This is a genomic window from Streptomyces sp. NPDC058872 (assembly GCF_042743065.1).
Taxonomy (GTDB): Bacteria; Actinomycetota; Actinomycetes; order Streptomycetales; family Streptomycetaceae; genus Streptomyces.
Genome location: NZ_JBHYMK010000092.1, coordinates 1 through 20,534, shown reverse-complemented (window position 1 = coordinate 20,534; position 20,534 = coordinate 1). Strand labels below are relative to the sequence as shown.

At 76.2% G+C, this 20,534-nt stretch carries 2 protein-coding genes; both read right to left on the bottom strand.

The genetic code is table 11. The features are described 5' to 3' along the window. The coding region (locus ACFW22_RS33795; protein WP_386412139.1) for a type I polyketide synthase at positions 1 to 7,310 on the bottom strand (7,310 nt) is incomplete at its 3' end. Positions 7,311 to 7,347: 37 nt separating this feature from the next. Further along, positions 7,348 to 20,534, bottom strand: a 13,187-nt coding sequence (locus ACFW22_RS33790) for a type I polyketide synthase (RefSeq protein WP_386412137.1), incomplete at its 5' end; no start/stop codon positions are given.

Here is a 20,534-nt window from a genome sequence, read left to right as displayed (position 1 = left end):
GAATGCCCCACCACCGCATCGGCCGTCACCCCGAACGACCGCCACACCTCCGCCAACGACACCATCACAGCCCACAACACCGGCTGCACCACATCAACCCGCCCCAACAACTCCCCCGACCCCAACGCCTCCGCCAACGACCAATCCACAAACGGCGACAGAGCCCGCTCACACTCCGCCATCCGCCCCGCGAACACCACCGACCCACCCAACAACTCCGCAGCCATCCCCACCCACTGCGACCCCTGCCCCGGAAACACCAACACCGTGCGACCCGAGACCAGCCCGCTGTCGGAGGTCACAGCGCCCTGGGACAGTGCGTTCAGGCGCTCGGCGAGGTCGTCCTCGGTGCCCACGAGCACCGCGCGGTGTCCCAGCGCACCGCGGCCGGTGGCCAGGGAGAAGGCCACGTCCGCGGCGCGGACACCCGAACCGTCGGTGATCCGGGCCGACAGCGCCGCCGCCTGGGCGCGCAGCGCCTCCGGAGTGCGCGCCGAGAGGAGCAGGGGGACGGCGGCGGGCGCGGTCTCCGGTGTTCCGGGTCCCTCGACCAGCTTGTCCGAGGCCTCCGTCGGGGCCTGTTCGAGGATGACGTGGGCGTTGGTGCCGCTGACGCCGAAGGAGGACACGCCCGCCCGGCGCGGACGGCCCGCGTCGTCCCACGTACGGGCCTCCGTCAGCAGCCGTCCGGCCCCCGCCGACCAGTCCACCTCGGGCGTCGGGCCGTCCACGTGCAGCGTCTTCGGCATCACCCCGTGCCGCAACGCCAACACCGACTTGATGACCCCGGCGACACCGGCGGCTGCCGAGGCGTGTCCGATGTTGGACTTCAGCGAGCCGATCCACACCGGCCGGTCCACCGGCCGCCCCTGCCCGTACGTCGCCAGCAGCGCCTGCGCCTCGATCGGGTCACCCAACCGGGTCCCCGTACCGTGCGCCTCCACCACGTCCACCTCGGCAGCCGACAAACCCGCGTCCGCCAACGCCGCCCGGATCACGCGCTGCTGCGACGGACCGCTCGGCGCCGTCAACCCATTGCTCGCACCGTCCTGGTTCACCGCAGAACCACGGACCACCGCCAGCACCGGATGCCCGTTCCGCCGCGCGTCCGACAACCGCTCCACCAGCAGCATGCCCGTGCCTTCGCCGAAGGCGGTGCCGTCGGCTGCCGCGGCGAAGGACTTGCAGCGGCCGTCGGGGGCGAGGCCGCCCTGCCGGCTGAACTCGACGAAGAGTTCGGGGCTGCACATCACGTTGACGCCGCCGGCCAGGGCCAGGGAGCATTCGCCCGACCGCAGCGCCCTTACGGCGAGGTGCAGGGCGACCAGCGAGGAGGAGCAGGCCGTGTCGATGGTGACCGCGGGGCCCTCCAGTCCGAAGAAGTAGGCCAGGCGTCCGGAGACGATGCTGCCCGAGTTGCCGGTGCCGAGGAATCCTTCGACGTCCTCGGGGATGTAGGGCAGCAGGCGGGCCGCGTAGTCCTGCTGCATCAGGCCGACGTACGTGCCGACCGCGGCTCCGCGCAGGGTGGCGGGGTCGATGGCCGCGCGCTCGAAGAGTTCCCAGGTGGTTTCCAGGAGCAGGCGCTGCTGCGGGTCCATGGCCACCGCTTCGCGCGGCGAGATGCCGAAGAACTCCGCGTCGAAGTCGGCCGCGTCGTGGAGGAAGCCGCCGTCGCGGGTGATGGAGGTGCCGACGCGGTCCGGGTCGGGGTCGTAGAGGGTGTCCAGGCTCCAGCCGCGGTCGGTGGGGAACCCGGAGATGCCGTCGCGGCCTTCGGCCAGCATCCGCCACAGGTCCTCGGGCGAGCGGATGCCGCCGGGGAGGCGGCAGGCCGCGGCGACGATCGCGATCCGGTCGTCGTCCGCGTCCCGGTCCCGGTCGGCGTGGGCCGGCCTCGCGGGCGCGGCGGCCGTGGCCGTGGCCGAGTCCGTGTCCGTCAGTCCGGCGGCCAGGAAGTCCGCGAGCGCCGCCGGGGTCGGGTGGTCGAAGACCAGGCTGGCGGGGAGCCGCAGGCCGGTGGCGGCGTTCAGGCGGTTGCGCAGTTCGACCGAGGCCAGCGAGTCGAAGCCCAGTTCGCGGAAGGCCCGTCCGGGGTCGAGGGTGTCCGGGGTCGCGTGGCCGAGGACGGCCGCGGCGTGGGTGCGGACGAGTTGGACGAGCAGCCGCGTCCGTCCGGCGCCGTCGAGGGCCGCGAGCCGGCCGCGCAGGGCGTTGTCGTCGGCCGTCGCGGTCGCGGCCGTCGCCGCCCGGCGGGGCGGGGTGCGCACCAGGCCGCGCAGCAGCGGCGGCAAGGTGCCGTCCGCGGCCGCGGACTTCAGGGCGGCGGTGTCGAGGCGCATCGGGACCAGGGCGGCCCGGTCCACGGTGAGGGCGGTGTCGAACAGGGCGAGTCCGCGCTCGGTGGAGAGCGGCGGCATCCCGGAGCGGGCGACGCGTCGTACGTCGTCCTCGTCCAGGTGTCCGGTCAGTGCGCTGGGCTGCTCCCACAGGGTCCAGGCCAGCGACTGGCCGGGCAGGCCCGCCGCCCGGCGCTGGGCGGCGAGGGCGTCGAGGAAGGCGTTGGCGGCGGCGTAGTTGGCCTGTCCGGGGCCGCCGAAGGTGCCCGCGGCGGAGGAGAAGAGCACGAAGTGCGTGAGGTCGCGGTCGCGCGTGAGTTCGTGCAGGTGGAGGGCGGCGTCGGCCTTGGGGCGCAGGACGGCGTCCACCCGTTCGGGGGTGAGTGCCGTGACGACGCCGTCGTCGAGGGTGCCCGCGGTGTGGATCACGGCGGTCAGCGGGTGTGCGGGCGGCAGGTCCGCGAGGACGGCGGCCAGGGCGGTCCGGTCGGCGGCGTCGCAGGCCCCGAGGGCGACCTCGGCACCCAGTGCGGCGAGTTCGGCGCGCAGTGCCTCGGCTCCCGGGGCGGCCGGGCCGCTTCGGGAGAGCAGCAGCAGGTGCCGTACGCCGTGCCCGGTGACCAGGCGGCGGGCGACGTGGGAGCCGAGCAGTCCGGTACCGCCGGTGATGAGGACCGTGCCGTCGGGGTCGAAGGCGCGTACGGGCGCGGCCGCGCCGTCCGCAGTGTCCGGGGCGTTCCGAGGGACCCTGGCCAGCCGGGGTACGCGGACGTCGCCGCCGCGGACGGCGGCCTGCGGTTCTCCGGAGGCGAGGGCCGCCTCGACGCCCGCGGCGGTGCCGTGTTCGTCGTCGGCGTCGAGGTCGAGCAGCGCGAAGCGCCCGGGGTGCTCGGACTGGGCCGAGCGGACCAGGCCCCAGAGCGCGCTGTGCGCGGGGTTGCGTACGTCCTCCCCGGCGCTGACGGCGCCCCGGGTGGCGAACACCAGGAGCGAGCCGGCGAAGCGGTCGTCGGCGAGCCAGGTGCGGACGTCGGCGAGGGCCTGGTGGACGGCGGCGCGGACCGCCGCGGCCGGGCCGCCGGCCGGGTCCGCCGGGTGTTCGGTGCAGGTCAGGAGGACCGTTTCGGGCACCGGCGCCCCGGCGTCGACGGCGGCCCGCAGCGCGGCCAGGTCCGCGGTGCGGTGGACGGGTGCGCCGGTTCCGCGCAGGGCCGCGGTGACCCATTCCGTTGCGTAGAGGTCCTGGTGGCGGCGGCCGTGGGCGGCGCGGTCGGCGGCGCGGCGTACGGTGCCGGCGGGCCGCAGGACGAGGGCGTCGACGCTCGCCACGGGGGCGCCGGTCGCGTCGGCGACGTCGAGGGTGACCGCGTCGGGCCCGGCCGGGGCGAGCCGGACGCGGATCGCGCCGGCGCCGGTGGCGTACAGGGTGACGCCGTTCCAGGAGAACGGCAGCCGGCCCTCGGGGTGGGCGTCCGCGCCGGGGGTGCCGGGCACGCCGGTGGCGTGCAGGGCGGCGTCCAGCAGGGCCGGGTGCAGGCCGAACGCGGCGGCGTCGGAGGCGGGCCCGACGGGCAGGACGGCCTCGGCGAACAGTTCGTCGCCGCGCCGCCAGGCCGCGCGCAGGCCCTGGAAGGCGGGGCCGTAGGCGAATCCGCCCGCCGCGTAGCGCTCGTACAGGCCGTCGAGGGCGAGGGGTTCGGCGCCGGGCGGCGGCCAGGGCATCGGGCCGTCGGCCGCGGTGCGGTCCGCGCCGTCGCGGGCCAGGACGCCTTCGGCGTGCCGGGTCCACTCGCCGTCATCGTCGTCGGCGTCGCCGCCGGCCGGGGTGTCCGGCCGGGAGTGCAGGCTGAGCGGGCGGTGTCCCCGGTGGTCGGGGGCGCCGACGGTGAGCCGGAGCACGGCGCCGCCGTGTTCGGGCAGCACGAGGGGTGCTTCGAGGGTGAATTCCTCGACCCTCGGGCAGCCGACGCGGGCTCCGGCCTGGAGCGCGAGTTCCAGGAACGCGGTGCCCGGGAGCAGGGCTCGACCGCCGACGGCGTGGTCGGCGAGCCACGGGTGGGTGCGGGCCGAGAGGCGGCCGGTGAGGAGCAGGCCGTCGCCGTCGGCGAGGACGACGACCGCGCCGAGCAGCGGGTGGCCGGCGGGGGTCAGTCCGGCGGAGGTGACGTCGGCGGCGGGCGCGGCGCCGTCCTCCAGCCAGTAGGGGTCGCGCTGGAAGGCGTAGGTGGGCAGTTCCACCCGTCCGGGGCGGCGGCCGGCGAAGACGGTGTCCCAGTCCGGGGAGACTCCGCGCAGGTGGAGTTCGGCCAGGGACTCGGTGAAGCGGCGCGGTCCGCCGTCGTCGCGGCGCAGGGTGCCGAGGGCGGTGGCGTCGGCGCCCGCGTCCTCGGCGGTCTCCAGGACGCCGACGGTGAGGACGGGGTGCGGGCTGCTCTCCAGGAGGACCTGGTAGCCGTCGGCGAGGAGGGCGCGGGTGGCCTGTTCGAAGCGGACGGTGCCCCGGAGGTTGCGGTACCAGTAGTCGGCGTCGAGGGCGGTGGTGTCCTCCATCAGGCCGCCGGTGAGGGTGGAGTAGAAGGGGATGGCGGCGGGGCGGGGGGCCAGTCCGTCGAGGCGGGCGAGCAGGTCGGCGCGGATGTCCTCGACGTGGGCGCTGTGCGAGGCGTAGTCGACGGGGATGCGGCGGCTGCGGATGTCCAGGGCCGCGGCCTGTTCGAGGAACGCGTCGAGGGCGTCGGTGTCGCCGGAGACCACGGTGGAGGCGGGTCCGTTGACGGCGGCGACGGAGAGCCTGCCCTCCCAGGGGGCCAGGTGTTCGACGACCTGTGCGGCGGGCAGGGCCACCGAGGCCATGCCGCCGCGGCCGGAGAGGGCGCGGATCGCCCGGCTGCGCAGGGCGACGACCCGGGCGGCGTCGTCGAGGGAGAGGGCGCCCGCGACGCAGGCGGCAGCGATCTCGCCCTGGGAGTGGCCGATCACGGCGCCGGGGGTGATGCCGTGGGAGCGCCACAGTTCGGCCAGGGAGACCATGACGGCCCACAGCACCGGCTGCACCACGTCGACGCGTTCGGCGGGCGGGGTGCCGGGGGCGCCGCGCAGGACGGCTTCCAGGGACCAGTCCACGAAGGGGGCCAGGGCGCGTTCGCAGGCGGCGATGCGGGCGGCGAAGGCGGGGGCGGAGTCGAGGAGTCCGACGGCCATGCCGGCCCATTGGGAGCCCTGTCCGGGGAAGACCAGGGCGACTTCGCCGCCGGTTCCGGCGGTGCCGCGGACCAGGCCGGGGGCCTCGCGGCCGGCCGCGAGGGCGTCGAGTCCGGCGCGGAACTCGTCGGGGTGGGCGCCGATCAGGACCGCCCGGTGCTCGTGCGCGGCGCGGGTCGTGGCGAGGGCGTGGCCGATCTCGGCCGGGCCAGGCCCGGGGTGGGCGTCGAGGTGGTCGCGGAGCCGTACGGCCTGGGCGCGCAGCGCTTCGGCGGTACGCCCGGAGAGCACCCAGGGCAGGACGGGCGACGGCGTGCCGGGGCCGGAGGGGGCGTCGGCGTTTCCGGGGGCAGTCGCATCGGCCGGCTCTGCGGGGTCGGCGGGTTCGTCGGCCTGTTCCAGGACGACGTGTCCGTTGGTACCGCTGACGCCGAAGGAGGAGACCGCGGCGCGGCGCGGGCGGCCGGTCTCGGGCCAGGGGGTGTTCGCGGTGACCAGGCGTACGGCGCCCGCGGTCCAGTCGATCTGCGGGGACGGGTCCTCGGCGTGCAGGGTGGGCGGGACGGTGCCGTGCCGCATGGCGAGGACGGTCTTGATGACGCCGCCGACGCCGGCCGCCGCCTGGGTGTGCCCGATGTTGGACTTGAGCGAGCCGAGCAGCAGCGGATGCCCGTCCGCGCGGTCCTGGCCGTAGGTGGCCAGCAGGGCCTGGGCCTCGATGGGGTCGCCCAGCGGGGTGCCGGTGCCGTGCGCCTCGACCACGTCCACGTCGGCGGGGGTGAGTCCGGCGTTGGCCAGGGCGTGCCGGATGACGCGCTGCTGGGCGGGGCCGTTGGGGGCGGTGAGCCGGCTGCTGGCGCCGTCCTGGTTGACAGCGGTGCCGCGGATCAGGGCAAGGACCGGGTGTCCGTGGCGGCGGGCGTCGGAGAGGCGCTCCAGCAGGAGCATGCCGACGCCCTCGCCCCAGCCGGTGCCGTCGGCGGTGGCGGCGAAGGACTTGCAGCGGCCGTCCCGGGCCAGGCCGCCCTGGCGGCTCATCTCGACGAACGGGACGGGTGTCGACATGACCATCGCGCCCCCGGCCAGCGCCAGGGTGCAGTCGCCGGCGCGCAGCGCCTGGGCGGCGAGGTGGATGGCGACCAGGGAGGAGGAGCAGGCGGTGTCGATGCTGACCGCCGGGCCCTCCAGGCCGAAGGTGTAGGCGACGCGGCCCGAGGCGACGCTGTCGGAGCTGCCGCTGCCGACGTAGCCGGCCACGTCGTCGGGGACCCGGCGCAGCCGTACCGCGTAGTCCTGGTACATCACTCCGGCGAAGACGCCGGTGCGGCTGCCGCGCAGGGTGGCGGGGGCGATGCCGGCCCGTTCGAACGCCTCCCAGGTGGTTTCCAGGAGGAGGCGCTGCTGCGGGTCCATGGCGAGGGCTTCGCGCGGGGAGATCCCGAAGAAGCCGGGGTCGAAGTGGCCGACGTCGTCGAGGAAGCCGCCGAGGGCGGTGTGGCTGGTGCCCTCGCGGAGTCGTTCGGGATCGTCTAGGTGGTCCAGGTCCCAGCCGCGGTCGCGGGGGAAGCCGGTGATGGCGTCGGTGCCGTCGGTGACCAGGCGCCACAGGTCCTCGGGGGACCGTACGCCGCCGGGGTAGCGGCAGCTCATGGCAACGACCGCGATCGGTTCGCGGGCCGCTTCCTCGGCTTCGGTCAGGCGTCGGCGGGTGTGGTGCAGGTCCGCCGTCACGCGCTTGAGGTAGTCCCTCAGCTTGTCGTCGTTCACCATCGTGATCCGCCGTCCTGGTTCGCGTGTCGGGTCGGTGTCATGACAGGCCGAGTTCGTTGTCGATGAGGTCGAAGAGTTCGTCGTCGCTGGCGCCGTCCATGCGGTCCTCGATGGAGTCGGCGCCCGTGCCGTCGCCGTCGGCCGTGGCGGCCGGGTCGAGGCGGCCCAGGAGTTCCTGGAGCCGGGCGGCGAGCCGTTCGCGGTCCGCCGGGTCGTCGACGCCGCCGTCGAGGGCGCTTTCCAGGCTGTCCAGTTCGGCGAGGCCGGGGACCGGGCCGGGTCCGGCGTCGGGGACCAGTTCGGTGGCGAGGTGTCCGGCGATCGCGGCCGGGGTGGGGTGGTCGAAGAGCAGGGTGGCCGGCAGCGGGTGGCCGGTGGCGGCGCGCAGCCGGTTGCGCAGTTCCACGGCGGTCAGCGAGTCGAAGCCGACCTCCAGCAGGCCGCGTCCGGGCTCTATGGCGGCCGGGCCGCTGTGGCCGAGGACCAGGGCGGCGTGGGAGCGGACCAGGTCGAGGAGGACCCGGCCGCGCTGGGTTTCGTTGAGGGATCCGAGCCGCTGCTTCAGTGCTTCGGGTCCGTCGGTGACGGTGCCGGCGGCGGGGCCCGCGGCGCCGCGCCGGGCGGCGGGGCGCACCAGGCCGCGCAGCAGGGCGGGGACGCCGCCGCTCGCCGCCTGGGTGCGGACGGCCGCGGTGTCGAGCCGCAGCGGGAGGACCACGGGGTCGTCGAGGGTGCCGGCGGTGTCGAAGAGGGCGAGTCCCCGGGCGGGGTCGAAGGCGACGATGCCGCCGCGGGCGATCCGTCGCAGGTCGGCCTCGGTGAGGCCGCCGGTCATGCCGGTGCTGTTGGCCCACAGGCCCCAGGCGAGGGAGCGGCCGGGCAGTCCGTCGGCGCGGCGCCGGTGGGCGAGGGCGTCGAGGAAGGCGTTGGCGGCGGCGTAGTTGCCCTGGCCCATGCCGCCGAAGACGCCGGCGATGGACGAGAACACGACGAACTCCGTCAGTTCCGTGCCTGCGGTGAGTTCGTGCAGGTTGACCGCCGCGTCCACCTTGGGGCGCAGGACGTGGCCGAGCTGTTCGGGCGTCATGGTGGCGACGACGCCGTCGGCGAGGACGCCCGCGGCGTGCACCACCCCGGTCAGGGGGTGGGCGGCGGGCAGGGTGGCGAGCAGGGCGGCGAGGGCGTCGCGGTCGGCGGCGTCGCAGGCGGTGATCTCGGCGTGCGCGCCCAGGGCTGCCAGTTCGGCGAGGAGTTCTGCGGCGCCTTCGGCGGCGGGGCCGCTGCGGCTGGTGAGCAGCAGGTGCCGGACACCGTGTTCGGCGGCGAGGTGGCGGGCGACGTGGGCGCCGATGGCGCCGGTGCCGCCGGTGATGAGGACGGTTCCGTCGCCGTCCCAGCCGGGGGTGCGTCCGGTGGCGGCCAGCGGTACGCGGGCCAGCCGGGCGATGTGGACGGCCCCGGCCCGGACCGCGAGCTGGGGTTCCCCGGAGGCGAGGGCCTCGGCCAGGACGGCGGGCGGGGTGTCGTGGGCGGCGTCGAGGTCCAGCAGGACGAAGCGGTCGGGGTTCTCGGTCTGGGCCGAGCGGACCATGCCCCAGAGCGCGGCCAGGGCCGGGTCCGGGACGTCGTCGCCGGTCACCGGGACCGCGCCGGAGGTGACCAGGACCAGCTTGGAGCCGGTCAGGCGCTCCTCGGCCAGCCAGGCGCGCAGCAGCGCGAGGAGCGCGCCGAGGCCGTCGTGGACGGCGTCGCGCAGGGTGCCGGGCGGTGCGGACGGGGTGGTGGCGGGCGGGCAGGGCGCCAGGACCAGCCGGGGCGCCGGGGTGCCCGCGTCGAGCAGGGCGGTCAGCGCGGCGAGGTCGGTGACCGTCCGGCCGGGCAGCGGTGCGGCGCCGGGCCGGGGTGTGCCGGTGCCGAGCACGGTCCAGGACTCGGGGCCGTGGACGGTGCCCGCCGCCGTGCCGGCGCGTGCCGGCAGGGGCTGCCACTCGGGGCGGAACAGCTCTTCGTGGTGTCCGGTGCGGGTGGCCTTGAAGCGGTCGGGCGAGACGGGCCGCAGCACGAGGGAGCGGGCCGAGAGGACCGGCCGCCCGGTGGCGTCGGTCGCCCGCACGGCCACGGCGTCGCGGCCGGTGGGGGTCAGCCGCAGCCGGAGCTCGGTGGCGCCGGAGGCGTGCAGGCGCACCCCGTTCCAGGAGAACGGCAGCCAGCCCTGCGCGGGACCCTCCAGTACGTCGAACACCAGCGCGTGCAGGGCGGCGTCCAGGAGGGCCGGGTGCAGGCCGAACGCGGCGGCGTCCGGCTGCTGCCCGTCCGGCAGGGTGGCGACGGCGTACACCTCGTCGCCGAGCCGCCAGGCCTCGCGCAGGCCCTGGAACGCGGGCCCGTAGGCGAACCCGCCGCCCGCGAAGCGGTCGTACAGGCCTTCCGTGTCGAGCGGGACGGCACCGGGCGGCGGCCAGGCCTCGGGGTCGGCCGGGTCGTCCGGGTCGTCCGGGTCGTCCGGTGCGGTCGCCGGTACGGGTTCCCCGGCGGGGGTGAGCAGGCCGCTCGCGTGCCGGGTCCAGGGGGCGTCGGGGCCGTCGTCGGCGGCCCGGGCGTGGACGCTGAGCGGTCGGGTGCCGGAGGCGTCCGGGCTTCCGACGGTGAGCTGGAGTGCGACGGCGCCGCCCGCCGGGAGCACCAGCGGTGCCTCCAGGGTCAGTTCCTCGACCTGGTCGCAGCCGACCTGGTCGCCCGCGCGGACCGCGAGTTCCAGGAAGGCGGTGGCGGGGAACAGCACGCCCTCGTAGACCCCGTGGTCGGCGAGCCAGGGGTGGGTGCGGACGGAGAACCTGGCGGTGAAGAGGAAGCCGTCGGAGTCGGCGAGTTCGGTGCCGGCGCCGAGCAGCGGGTGGTCGACCGCCACCAGTCCGGCGGCGGGCAGTCCGGCCGTGGCCGGGCCGCCCTCCAGCCAGTAGGCGTCGCGCTGGAAGGCGTAGGTCGGCAGGCCTGCGGCGGCGCGGGACGGGCCGCCGGGGTGCAGGGCCTGCCAGTCCACCGGGACGCCCGCGACGTGCAGCCGGGCCAGGGCGGCCGTCGCTGCGGGCCCCTCGGGCCGGTCCTTGCGCAGCAGCGGCACCAGCACGGGCCCGCCCGCGCCGTCGCCGGCACCGATGCCGCTCGCGGTGCCGGTGGTGTCGGCGGTGTCGGCCAGGCAGTCCTGGCTCATGGCGGTGAGCGCGCCGTCGGGTCCGAGTTCCAGGTAGGCGGTGACGCCCTCGCGCTGCAGCCGGCGGATGCCGTCCTGGAACCGCACGGTGCCGCGCACGTGCTCCACCCAGTAGTCGGGGGAGCCGAACTGCTCGGCGGTGACCGGTTCGCCGGTCAGGTCGGAGAGGACGGGGACGGTGGCCGCGGCCGGCACGATGCGGGCGGCGACCTCGCGGAACCCGTCGAGCATCGGCTCCATCAAGGGCGAGTGGAAGGCGTGCGAGACCCGCAGCCGGCGGGTCTTGCGGCCGAGCGCGGCGAGCGCGCCCGCGATCTCGGCCACCGCCGCCTCGTCGCCGGAGATCACCGTCGAGGCCGGGCCGTTGACCGCGGCGACGCCGGCTTCCTTCTCGCGGCCCGCCAGCAGCGGCAGCACCTCCTCCTCCCCCGCGGCGACGGCGAACATCGCGCCGCCCGCAGGGAGGGCCTGCATCAGCCGTCCCCGCGCGGCCACCAGCGCCGCCGCGTCGGGCAGCGTGAGCACCCCGGCGCAGTGCGCGGCGGCCAGTTCGCCCACCGAGTGGCCGAACAGCAGGTCGGGGCGTACGCCCCAGTGCTCGACCAGCCGGAACAGCGCGACCCCGAGGGCGAACAGGGCGGGCTGGGTGTACTCGGTACGGTCCAGCAGTCCGTGGCCCGGGTCGCCGGGGGCCGCGTCGATCACGTCCCGCAGGGGGCGGTCCAGCAGCGGGTCGAGTGCGGCGCAGACCGCGTCGAAGGCGTCGGCGAACACCGGGAACCGGGCGTACAACTGCGCGCCCATGCCGGTCCGCTGGCTGCCCTGGCCGGGGAAGAGGAAGGCGGTCTTGCCGGCCGGGCCGGTGACGCCGCGCACCAGGTCCGCGGACGGCTCGCCGGCGGCGAGGGCGCCCAGCGCGTCCAGCAGGCTCTGCCGGTCCGTGCCGGTGAGGGCGGCCCGGTGCTCGAAGGCGCTGCGGTGCAGGGCCAGGGCGCGGCCCAGGTCGGCGACGGAGAGGTGCGGGGCGCCCGCCACGTGCCGCAGCAGCCGCCCGGCCTGCTCCCGCAGCGCGTCCGCGCTCCGCCCGGACAGCAGCCAGGGCAGGGCGGCCGGTTCGGTGACGGCGGCCCGTTCCTGCGCCGCGCCGGTCACGACGGCCGGGGCCGGGCCCCCGGACGGGGCCGGTTCCGGTGCGTCCGTGGGCTGTTCGAGGATGGTGTGGGCGTTGGTGCCGCTGACTCCGAAGGAGGACACCGCGGCCCGGCGGGGACGGCCGGTCTCCGGCCACGGGGTGTCGTCGGTGAGCAGCCGGACCGCTCCGGCCGTCCAGTCCACGAAGGGCGTCGGTCTGTCGACGTGCAGGGTGCGCGGCAGCGCCCCGTGCCGCATGGCCTGGACCATCTTGATGATGCCGGCGACTCCGGCGGCGGCCTGGCTGTGGCCGATGTTCGACTTGAGCGATCCCAGCCACAGCGGCGGTGCGGCGCCGCGCTCGCGGCCGTAGGTGGCCAGCAGGGCCTGGGCCTCGATCGGGTCGCCCAGCCGGGTGCCGGTGCCGTGCGCCTCCACCGCGTCGACCTCGGAGGCGGCCAGTCCGGCGTCGGCGAGCGCCGCCCGGATGACGCGCTGCTGGGAGGGGCCGTTGGGGGCGGTGAGGCCGTTGCTGGCGCCGTCCTGGTTGACGGCGGAGCCGCGGACGAGGGCGAGGACCGGGTGGCCGTTGCGCCGGGCGTCCGAGAGGCGTTCCAGGACGAGCAGTCCGGCACCCTCGGCCCAGGAGGTGCCGTCGGCGGCGGCGGCGAACGGCTTGCAGCGGCCGTCCTCGGCGAGCACCCGCTGCCGGCTGAACTCCACGAAGGCGCCCGGTGTCGACATCACGGTCACCCCGCCCGCGAGGGCGAGCGAGCACTCGCCGGCCCGCAGCGACCGGGCCGCGAGGTGGACGGCGACCAGCGACGAGGAGCAGGCCGTGTCGACGGTGACCGCGGGCCCTTCGAGTCCGAGGCTGTAGGAGATCCGGCCGGAGGCGACGCTGCCCGCGCTGCCGATGCCGAGGTAGCCCTCGAACTCCTCGGAGGGCTCGGTGACGCGCGAGCCGTAGTCGTGGTGGCTGCATCCGACGAAGACGCCGCTGTCACTGCCCTTGAGGGACAGCGGGTCGATGCCGGCCCGCTCGAACGCCTCCCAGGAGAGTTCGAGGAGCAGCCGCTGCTGGGGGTCGATGGTCAGCGCCTCGCGCGGGGAGATCCCGAAGAAGGCCGGGTCGAAGCGGTCGGCGTCGTGGAGGAAGCCGCCTTCGCGGGCGTAGGTGCTGCCGACCCGTTCGGGGTCGGAGTCGTAGAGGCCGTCCAGGTCCCAGCCGCGGCCGGTGGGGAAGCCGGAGATGGCGTCCTGCCCGGTGGCGACGAGGTCCCACAGCTCTTCGGGGGTGCTGACGCCGCCGGGGTAGCGGCAGCTCATGGCGACCACCGCGATGGCCTCGTCCTCGGCCACGGCCGCCGCCGGTACGGGTGCCCGTCCGGCGTCGGCGGGCGCCGCCGCGGTGTCGGTGCCCGGCAGTTCGCCGCGCAGGTGGCCGGCGAGGACGGTGGCGGTCGGGTAGTCGAAGGCGAGGGTCACCGAGAGGCGCAGTCCGGTGGCTTCGGCGAGCCGGTTGCGCAGGTCGACGGCGGTCAGCGAGTCGAAGCCGATGTCCTTGAACACCTGGTCGGGTCCCACCGCCTCGGGTCCGGGGTGGCCGAGCACGGCGGCGACTTCGGTGCGGACCAGGTCGAGGAGGGCCCGGTCGAGTTCGGCCGGGGGCAGGGCGGCCAGCCGCCGGGCCGTCGGCTCGGCGCCGTCGCCCGTACGGGACCCCTGCGCGGCGTCGCGTACGGCCCGCACCTCGGGCAGGTCGGCGAGGGCGGCGCTGGGCCTCAGGGCGGTGAACGCCCGGGTGAAGCGGTCCCAGGCGAAGTCGGCGACGAGGACGGCGGTGTCGTCGTGGTCGAGCGCCCGTTGCAGGGCGAGGGTGGCGGTGGCGGGGTCCATGGCGGGCAGCCCGTCGCGGATCAGCCGTTCGCTGACGGCTCCGGAGGCGAGGCTGTCGCCGCCCCACAGGCCCCAGGCGACCGAGGTGCCGGGGAGGCCGAGGTCGCGGCGGTGCCGGGCCAGGGCGTCGAGGTAGGCGTTGGCGGCGGCGTAACTGCCCTGGCCGGTGCCGCCGAGGGTGCCGGCCAGCGAGGAGAACAGCACGAAGGCGGTGAGGTCGAGGTCGCGGGTGAGGGCGTCGAGGTTGCGGGCGCCGTCCAGCTTGGGGTGCAGGACGCCGGCCGCGCGCTCGGGGGTGATCGAGTCGATCACGCCGTCGTCGAGGACGCCCGCGGTGTGCAGCACGGCGCGCAGCGGGCGCTCGGCCGGTATGCCGGCGAGCAGGTCCGCGAGGGCGGCGCGATCGGCGACGTCGCAGGCCGCCGCGGTGGCCTCGGTGCCGAGGGCGCGCAGTTCGGCGAGCAGGTCGGCCGCGCCGGGGGCGTGTTCTCCGCGGCGGCTGGTGAGCAGCAGGTGCGCGGTGCCGGTGCGGGCGAGGCGGCGGGCGATCTGGGCGCCGAGCCCGCCGGTGCCGCCGGTGATGAGGACGGTGCCCTCGGGGGTCCAGTCGCGGGCCGGGGGCGTGTCGCCGAGCGGGGCGTGGACGAGCCTGCGGCCGAAGACGCCGGAGGCGCGTACCGCGAGCTGGTCTTCGCCGTCCGGGCCGGTGAGCGCTGCGGCCAGTCGGGTGGCGGCCCGCTCGTCGAGGCGTTGCGGCAGGTCCACCAGTCCCGCCCAGCGCTGCGGGTATTCGACCCCGGCGACCCCGCCGAGGCCCCAGACCAGTGCCTGGAGGGTGCTGTCGATCGGGTCGGAGCGGCCGACCGACACGGCGCCGCGGGTGGCGCACCAGAGCGGGGCGTCGGCGCCAAGGTCGCCCAGCGCCTGGAGGAGGCCGACGGTCAGGGTGAGCCCGAGGGGCAGGGCCGAGCCGTCGCCGTGCGGTTCTTCGGCCAGGGCGAGCAGGGACAGCACCCCGGCGGGCGGCCCGTCGGCCCGTTCGTGCGCTTCGCGCAGCTGTACGGCGAACCGGGCCCGGTCGGTCGCGTCGGGGCCCGCTTCGACGAGGACCGGTACGGCGCCGTGTCCGCGCAGGGCGTCCATGGCGAAGGCGACGGCCGGGTGGGCGGTGTGACCGGCCGGGGTGACGACGAGCCAGTTCCCGGTGAGGCGGGCCGGTCCGGCGGTCGGCAGGGGCTTCCAGTCGACCCGGTAGCGCCAGCTGTCGACGGTCCGGTCGCCGTGCCAGCCGCGCGCCCAGTCGGCGAGGGCGGGCGCCAGGGAGGCGAGGGCGGAGCGCAGTTCGCCGTCCTCGACGCGCAGGGTGGTGGCGAGGGCGTCGAGGTCTCCGTGGTCGACCGCCTCCCAGAACCCGGAGTCGGCCGGGCCGGTACCGGCCGCGGCGACGGCGGCGGACGGTTCGGGGGTGACGGGGTCGAGCCAGTAGCGCTGCTCCTGGAAGGCGTACGTGGGCAGCGGCCGGGTGCGGGCGCCGGTCCCGGCGAACACCGCCTCCCAGTCCACCGGCACTCCGCGCACCTGGAGTTCGGTGAGCGAGGTGAGGAAGCGGGCGCGGCCGCCCTCGGTGCGGCGCAGGGTGCCGACGACGGCTCCGCCGGAGGCCCCGGCGGCCTCGACGGCCTGCTGGATCCAGACGGTCAGGGCGGGGTGGGTGCTGCATTCGACGAAGGTGTGGTGGCCGTCGGCGATCAGCGCGTCGACGGCCCGCCCGAACTCGACGGGCCGGCGCAGGTTGTCGTACCAGTACGCGGCGTCCAGACCGCGGGTGTCGAGCGGGCCGCCGGTGACCGTGGAGTAGAAGGGGACGTCGGAGGTGCGGGGCGCGGTGCCGGCGAGGAGGGTGAGCAGTTCCTCCCGGATCTCCTCCACCTGCGGGGAGTGCCCGGCGAATTCCACGCCGGGGACCGGCCAGGTCAGCACGCCCGCCTCGGAGTACTGCGCGCACAGCCGGTCCAGGGCGGCGGGGTCGCCGGAGACGGTGACCGAGGTCGGCCCGTTGACGGCGGCGACGTCGAGGGCGCCGTCGTAGGCGGTGAGGGCGTCCCGTACGGCGTCGGCCGGCAGGGGTACGAACAGCATGCCGCCGCGGCCGGTCAGGGCCAGCAGGGCCCGGCTGCGCAGGGCGACGATGCGGGCCGCGTCCTCCAGCGAGAGTGCGCCGGCCACGCAGGCGGCGGCGATCTCGCCCTGGGAGTGGCCGACGACGGCGTCGGGGGTGACGCCGTGCGCCCGCCACAGCTCGGCCAGCGAGACCATCACGGCGAACAGCACCGGCTGGACCACGTCCACCCGGTCCAGCGGGGGCGCGCCGGGTTCGTCCCGCAGGACCGCGAGCGGCGACCAGTCCAGGTGCGGGGCGAGGGCGCGTTCGCAGACTTCGATCCGGTCGGCGAACGCCGGTGCGTGCAGGAGGAGTTCGCGGGCCATGCCGGCCCATTGGGAGCCCTGGCCGGGGAAGACGAAGACGGTCCGGGACGATCCGGCGGCGGTGCCTTCGGCCAGGCCGGGAGCGCGCTCGCCGGCGGCCAGCGCGGCCAGGCCGCCCAGCAGGGCCGCCCGGTCCTCGCCGACGACGGCGGCGCGGTGGTCGAAGGCGGTCCTGGTGGTCGCCAGGGAGTAGCCGACGTCGGCGGACGGTATCTCCGGGTGCTCCGTCAGGTGCGCGTGCAGCCGGGCCGCCTGGGCCCGCAGGGCCTCGGCGCCGGACCCAGACAGCACCCACGGCACGGCGACGGGCACGGCCTGCGGGTCGGGTGCGCCTGCGTCGGCGGGCACCGACCGGGCTGCCACGGCTGCGGATTCGGCCGATGCGGGCCCGCCCGGCACGGCCTCGGCCGGTACCGGCTCGGCGGGCGGCTGCTCGATGATCACGTGGGCGTTGGTGCCGCTGAGGCCGAACGAGGACACCCCGGCCCGGCGCGGGCGTCCCGTCTCCGGCCAGGGGGTGGCCTCGGTGAGCAGGGCGACGGCGCCGGCCGTCCAGTCGACGTTCGGGGTCGGCCGGTCGACGTGCAGGGTCTGCGGCAGCTGCCCGTGCCCCATGGCCAGCACCATCTTGATGATGCCGCCGACCCCGGCGGCGGCCTGGGTGTGCCCGATGTTCGACTTCAGCGACCCCAGCCACACCGGCCGCCCCTCGGGCCGGTCCTGGCCGTACGTGGCCAGCAGCGCGTCGGCCTCGATCGGGTCGCCCAGCCGGGTGCCGGTGCCGTGGGCTTCGACGGCGTCGACGTCGGCGGCCGACAGGCGGGCGTTGGCGAGCGCGTCGCGGATCACCCGCTGCTGGGCCAGGCCGCTGGGCGCGGTGAGCCCGTTGCTCGCGCCGTCCTGGTTGATCGCCGAGCCGCGCAGCAGCGCGAGGACCGGGTGGCCGTTGCGGCGGGCGTCCGAGAGGCGTTCCAGGACCAGCAGGCCGACTCCCTCGGCCATGCCGAAGCCGTCCGCGGAGGCCGCGAAGGACTTGCAGCGCCCGTCCTCGGCGAGGCCGCGCTGCCGGCTGAAGCCGGTGAAGGAGAGCGGGGTGCCCATCACGGTGGCGCCGCCCGCCAGGGCCAGCCGGCATTCGCCCGAACGCAGCGACTGCGCGGCCAAGTGGACCGCCACCAGCGACGAGGAGCAGGCGGTGTCCACGGTCACGGCAGGTCCCTGGAGGCCCAGTTGGTAGGAGACCCGGCCGGACAGCACGCTGGTGGAGATGCCCGCGATGAACAGGCCCTCCAGTTCCTCGGGGACGTCCCGCAGGTTGCCGCCGTAACCCTGGTAGGAGGCGCCGGCGAAGATGCCGGTGGGGGTGCCGCGCAGGGAGGTCGGGTCGATGCCGGCGCGTTCGATCGCCTCCCAGGAGGTGGCGAGCAGCAGCCGCTGCTGCGGGTCCATGGCGCGTGCCTCGCGCGGCGAGATGCCGAAGAAGGCGGGGTCGAAGCGGTCCGCGTCGCGGACGAACCCGCCCGCGGCGGCGTAGCTCCTGCCGGGCCGGTCGGGGTCCGCGTCGTAGAGGGCGTCGAGGTCCCAGCCGCGGTCGTCGGGCAGGCCGGAGACCGCGTCGCGCCCGTCGGCGACCAGCCGCCACAGCTCCTCGGGGGTGCGGACCCCACCGGGGTAGCGGCAGCTCATGGAGACGATGGCGATCGGGTCGTCGTCCGCGGCGGCCACGATCGCGGGGGGCGGGCCGACCGCGGCGGGGGCCGCGGCGGCGCCGAGCAGTCCGGTCTCCAGGTGCCGGGCGAGGGCCGTGGCGGAGGAGTAGTCGAAGACGACGGTGACGGGCAGCCGCAGACCGGTGGCGGTGTTGAGGCGGTTGCGCATGTCCACGGCGGTCAGCGAGTCGAAGCCCAGGTCGCGGAAGGCCCGGCCGGGGGCGACGGCGTCCGGCGAGTCGTGCCCGAGGACGGCGGCGGCGTGCGTGCGGACCAGGTCGACGAGCACCCGGGTCCGCTCGGCCGCCGGCAGTGGCTCCAGCCGCTCGCGCAGCTCGGCGGAGGCCCCCGCGGTCCCGGCCGCCCCGTCGGGCTCCGGTTCGGCGGCCAGCGCGGCGCGGACCTCGGGGAGTTCGGCGATCAGCGGGCTGGGCCGCGCCGAGGTGAAGACGGTCGCGAAGCGGTCCCAGTCGATGTCGGCGACCACGACCACCGTCTCGTCGTGGTCCAGGACCTGCTGGAGCCCGGTGATCGCGGTGGCGGGCGGCATGAAGAGCACGCCGTGGCCGCGCAGGTTCTCCTCGACGAGTGCGGCGGCCATCCCGGCGCCGCCCTCGGGGTTCCAGATCCCCCACACCACGGAGGTCGCGGCGAGGCCGCGGCTCCGGCGGTCCTCGGCGAGGCCGTCGAGGTAGGCGTTGGCGGCGGCGTAGGCGCCGTGGACGGCGCTGCCCCACACCCCGGAGATGGAGGAGAACAGCACGAACGCGTCGAGCGTGTCCCGGTCGAACAGCAGGTCCAGGTTCCGTGCCCCGCCGGCCTTGGCGTGCAGGGTCTCGGCGAACTCGGCGAGGTCGGTGTCGGGCAGCGGCACCAGCGACCCGGCCCCGGCGGCGTGGAAGACGGTGCCGATCCGGTGGCCGTCGCCTTCGAGGCCGTCCTTCAGGGCGCGCAGCGCTTCCAGGTCGGCGACGTCGCAGGCGGCCACGGTGACGCGGGCACCGAGCGCGGCGAGTTCCTCGGAGAGCTCGGGCGCGCCGGGCGCGTCCGGGCCGCGCCGGCTGACCAGCACCAGGTGCCCGGCGCCGCGCCGGGCCAGCCAGCGGGCGATCTGCGCGCCGATGCCGCCGGTGCCGCCGGTGATCAGCACGGTGCCCCCGGGCCGCCAGCCGCGCCGCGGCGCGCTGTCCCCCAGGGCGGACCGGACCAGCCGGCGGCCGTGGCAGGCGGTGGCGCGTACGGCCACCTGGTCCTCGTCCCCGGCCCCGCCGGCCAGGACTCGGCACAGGCGTGCGGCGGTGTCGGTGTCCAGGGTCTCCGGGAGGTCGATCAGACCGCCCCAGCGCTGTGGGAACTCCAGTGCGGCGACCCGGCCCAGACCCCAGAGGAGGTGCTGCGGGGCGCTGACCGGGCTGCCGGTGTCCTCGCCCGCGACCGATACCGCGCCCCGGGTCGCCCACCACAGCGGGGCGTCGATCCCGGCGTCGCCCAGGGACTGCACCAGGGCCAGGCTGAGCGCGGTGCCCAGGGGGACGGAGGGGTGGGCGGAGTGCGGGCGTTCGTCGAGGCCCAGCAGCGACAGCACCCCGGCCGCCTCACCGGGCAGCGCGTCGAGAGCCGTGCGGAGCCGGTCGGCCAGTACGGTCCGGTCGGCCTCCGCCTCGGCGAGCCGTAAGCGGACCACCGCGGCCCCGGCCCGCTCCAGGACGTCGGCGGTGGCCTCCGCGCGGCGCGCCGCGTCCTCGGACTGGCCCTCCGAGGACAGGACGAGCCAGGTGCCGCCCAGGGCGGCCGGGGGGCCCTCGGGCAGGGCGCGCCAGGTCACCCGGTAGCGCCAGGAGTCGGCGACCGAGCGCTCGGTGCGGGCGGTGCGCCAGCCGGCGAGCGCGGGCAGCACCACGTTCAGCGGGTCCTCGGGGGTCACCCCGAGGGTGGTGGTGAACCGGTCCAGGTCGCCCCCGCCCAGGGCCTCCCAGAAGTCGTCCCCGGAGGCCGTGCCGGAGGTGCCGCCGGCCACCGGGCCGGTGTCCTCCAGCCAGTACGGGCGGCGCTGGAACGGGTAGGTGGGCAGCGGGACGCCGTCCGTGCGGTGTCCGGCGAACACCCGCTCCCAGTCGGGCGACAGCCCGCCCGTGTGGGCCTCTCCGAGGGAGGTCAGGAAGCGGTCGAGGCCGCCCTCGCCGCGCCGGAGCGTGCCCACGACCACGGCGGGGCCCTGTGCGGAGTCGGCGGCACCGGCCGCGTCGGCGCTCTGCTGCACACCGAAGGTGAGCACGGGGTGCGGGCTGGGCTCCACGAAGAACCGGAAACCCTCCCCGAGCAGCGTGTCCGTGGCCTTGCCGAACTCGACGGTCTGCCGCAGATTCCGATACCAGTACTCGGCATCCAACGCCCTCGTGTCCAGCCAACCACCCGTCACCGTCGAAAAGAACGGCACCGCACCCGAGACAGGCGCAAGATCGGCCAGGTCGGCAAGCAACTGCTCACGGATCTCCTCCACATGAGAGGAGTGCGAGGCGTAGTCGACCTCGATCAGACGCGCCCGCACCCCCTCAGCCACAAGCCCGTCCACCAGTTCCGCGACCGCATCCGCGTCACCCGAAACCACCGTCGACGAGGGTCCGTTGACGGCAGCCACCGACAGACGACCAGCCCACCCAGCAAGCCGCTCCCGTACCGCATCCACCGGCAGCGGCACCGACGCCATCCCACCCCGACCCGCCAACACCCCCACCGCACGCGAACGCAGCGCCACCACCCGAGCCCCGTCCTCCAGGCTCAAACCAC